1 protein-coding gene is annotated in these 1,025 nt (G+C 31.3%); it reads left to right on the top strand.

Going from position 1 to position 1,025, the window contains the following annotated elements; all coding sequences use genetic code 11:
- Positions 1–1,025: HEPN/Toprim-associated domain-containing protein (locus ACS8FC_RS15065; protein ID WP_439297367.1), on the top strand; the 1,025-nt coding region annotated here is incomplete at both ends.

Here is a 1,025-nt window from a genome sequence, read left to right as displayed (position 1 = left end):
AAAATCATTACGTCAAATAATGAACGTATTCCCAAGAAAATTAGTGTTGTATGGAAAGACTATCTAGAAAAGGAAGAGAATAACAGTTTAGTTTTTTATTCTATTTCTTTAAATGTCCTAAAATCTCGATTGGAGCTTTTTGGATATACTTTTGAGACTTCCAAAAAAGCCTTCGAATCTTCTTTAGCAAATGAAATACTAAGGTATGAAAGAGACTATATGAATCATGATGTTTTCAAATCTACTTTGAAAATTTTTAAAGAAATGACTCTTAATAAATGGTTGTCTACTCTTAAAGAGATTCATGAACAGGAACTGACGTATAAAGAATATGAGAAGAATCACAATACTTTATTATCAAGTGAGGAAAGTGATGGCTCATTATCTTATATAGAAGATGCTTCTTTACTAGGATATATGTTACGGAATGAAGATAGTTTCTATGGATTTCCTGGTGATTCTATATATGTAGCATTGAGACTTTGTCTTGAAGTTATACCAGAAAGAGACGATTTAGTTTACGACGTTGGAGATTTGATTTTGGGAGGGTACTTTGATGTAGATGAGGATTTAGTTGAGTATGTAACTAATTTAAGCTCTGTTGAATATTACGACATTGGTAAGTGTATTATTCTAACTGAAGGAAAGTCGGATAAATTTATATTATCAGAATCTCTAAGCTTACTTTACCCACACTTAGCTGAATATTTTACTTTTATGGATTTTGAGGGTGCTAAAGTTGGAGGTGGCGCAGGAAGTCTTGCTAATATTGTTAAATCCTTTTCTAGTGTTGGCATAATCAATAAAGTTATTGCAGTTTTTGATAATGACACTGCTGCTCATGCTGCACTAAAAGGAATAGAAAAATCTAAAATCTCTAATAATATTAAAATATTTATTTTACCTAACATAGATATACTTAATGATTACCCAACTATTGGGCCAAGTGGAGAGGTTAATATGAATGTCAACGGAATGGCAGGAAGTATAGAACCTTATCTTGGGAGTGAGTGTATTTCTAATTC

This window comes from Psychrobacter sp. 1Y4 (genome assembly GCF_051847555.1).
Note: the sequence above shows the minus strand (reverse complement) of the source record. Positions and strands in the feature narration are given on the sequence as shown.